This window comes from Aquabacterium sp., assembly GCF_021768455.1.
Taxonomy (GTDB): domain Bacteria; phylum Pseudomonadota; class Gammaproteobacteria; order Burkholderiales; family Burkholderiaceae_C; genus Aquabacterium.
Genome location: NZ_JAIZVX010000279.1, coordinates 1 through 1,862 on the forward strand (window position 1 = coordinate 1; position 1,862 = coordinate 1,862).

Genomic DNA, 1,862 nt, shown 5'->3' on the forward strand with positions numbered 1-1,862 from the left:
CTGGTGAACCCGGGCGCGATCCCGCTGGAAATCATCGAGGTGCAATCGGGCAGCTACCTGGGTGAGGACGACATCGTGCGCTTCCAGGACAACTACGGTCGCTCACCGGCCTGATCCCGCACGGCGCGCCTGGCCTGGGCCGGGCGCTGAACAAAAAAGCCTCCGCATGCGGAGGCTTTTTTCATGCTGGTGGTGGCCAGGGTCAGAGGCCCAGGTGTCCCAGCAGGTCACGGGGATGGGCGGCGATCACGTCGGCGCCCCAGTCGGCGATGTCACCGTTGTGGCCGATGTAGCCCCAGCGCACCGCAGCGCTGGGCATGCCGGCCGCAATGGCCGCCTGGATGTCGCGGAGGTCGTCTCCCACGTACAGGGTGCGGGCAGGCGCCACGCCGATCTGCTCGCAGGCCGTTAGCAGGGGCAGGGGGTGGGGTTTGGCCTGTGCGGTGGTGTCACCGCTGACGATGACGGCGGCGCGCTGGGTGAGTCCCAGGCCGTCCATCACGGGCAAGGTGAAGCGGTGCGGTTTGTTGGTGACCACGCCCCACTGCAGCCCGGCGGCTTCGATGGCGTCGAGCACCTCGGCAAAGCCGTCGAACAGCACCGTGGTGTCCGCCAGGCAGTGGCTGTAGGCGGCGAGGAAGCCCAGGCGCAGGGTTTCGAATTCGTCGTGCCCAGGGTGGATGTTCAGGCCGACGCCAATCAGGCCGCGTGCACCCGCCGAGGCATAGGGACGCAACTCCTCCAGGGGCATGGGCGGCAGGCCGCGGGCCACCCGCAGGTGGTTGAGCGCGCCGCCCAGGTCGCCCGCGGTGTCTGCCAGGGTGCCGTCGAGGTCGAACAGGATGGCCTGAGGCGGCTCGCTCCAGCGGATGCGGCTGACCTCATGCGGGCCGGGGCGAAGGGCGGCGTTGCTCATGGTGCGCTCAGGGGCTTGCGACAGGCCACGAGGTAGTTGACGCTGGTGTCTTCGTTGAGGCTGTATTGCTGGGTCAGCAGGTTGTAGCCCATGCCTTTGAACTGGACGGGGTTCAGGCCGGCTTCGCGGATCCAGCGGGTGAGTTCGGCCGGGCGGATGAAGCGGCCAAATTCGTGCGTGCCCTTGGGCAGCAGCTTGAGGATGTACTCGGCGCCCAGGATGGCAAACAGGTAGGACTTGGGGTTGCGGTTCAGGGTCGAGAAAAACACCCAGGCGCCCGGTTTGGCCATGGTGTAGCAGGCGCGCACGATGGAGGACGGGTCGGGGACGTGTTCCAGCATTTCCATGCAGGTGACCACGTCGAAGTGACCGGGCTGTTCGGCGGCGAGGTCTTCGGCAGAGACGCTGCGGTAGGCGATGTTGGGCAGGCCGGCTTCCATGGCGTGCAGCTGGGCCACCTTGAGCGGGCGGTCTGCCAGGTCAACGCCCAGAACGTCGGCGCCCTTGCGCGCCATCGATTCGGCGAGGATGCCGCCACCACAACCCACGTCCACCACGTTCTTGCCCTTGATGGCGGCGAGCTGGTCGATCCAGTCCAGGCGCAGGGGGTTGATCTGGTGCAGGGGGCGGAATTCGCTCTCCGGATCCCACCAGCGGTGGGCCAGTTCGCTGAATTTGGCGAGTTCTTGGGGGTCGGCGTTGCTCATGGGCGAGATGCTAACCCGAGGCGGGCCCGGGCTGCTGCCATGGGCCCGCATCTGACGTCAGGATGCCGTTTGTTTGATGCGGCGGTAGAGCGTGTTGCGGCTGATGCCCAGCTTGCGGGCGGCCTCCGACATGTTGCCACCGGAGGCCTGGATGGCACGTTCGATGGCGCTGTCGGAGAGGCGGCGCAGGTTGATTTCGCCAGGGCCTTCGCCGCCGGGGGGCAGCAGGGCCTGGAGGC

4 protein-coding genes are annotated in these 1,862 nt (G+C 67.5%); 1 reads left to right on the plus strand and 3 read right to left on the minus strand.

The window, feature by feature from the left end:
* The coding region (locus tag QZ994_RS19720) for a hypothetical protein (RefSeq protein ID WP_290877768.1) at window positions 1-114 on the plus strand (114 nt) is incomplete at its 5' end.
* An 88-nt stretch (window positions 115-202) separates the two neighbouring features.
* On the opposite strand, the gene gph is transcribed toward QZ994_RS19720, so the two are convergent.
* From gph to QZ994_RS19735, 3 genes are all read right to left on the minus strand, one after another.
* Entirely contained in the window at window positions 203-916 is a 714-nt protein-coding gene (gene gph, locus QZ994_RS19725; protein WP_290877761.1) for a phosphoglycolate phosphatase, read from the minus strand.
* The gene (ubiG, locus tag QZ994_RS19730; protein WP_290877763.1) at window positions 913-1,623 is read right to left on the minus strand and encodes a bifunctional 2-polyprenyl-6-hydroxyphenol methylase/3-demethylubiquinol 3-O-methyltransferase UbiG; all 711 of its coding nucleotides are present in this window, start codon (window positions 1,621-1,623) and stop codon (window positions 913-915) included. Before ubiG ends, gph begins: the two co-directional genes overlap by 4 nt.
* A 57-nt stretch (window positions 1,624-1,680) precedes the next feature.
* The coding region (locus tag QZ994_RS19735; RefSeq protein ID WP_290877765.1) for a helix-turn-helix domain-containing protein at window positions 1,681-1,862 on the minus strand (182 nt) is incomplete at its 5' end.

Coding starts and splice junctions, on each gene's coding strand:
- gph (WP_290877761.1), bottom strand. CDS start 916: ATGAGCAACGCCGCCCTTCGCCCCGGCCCGCATGAGGTCAGCCGCATC.
- ubiG (WP_290877763.1), bottom strand. CDS start 1,623: ATGAGCAACGCCGACCCCCAAGAACTCGCCAAATTCAGCGAACTGGCC.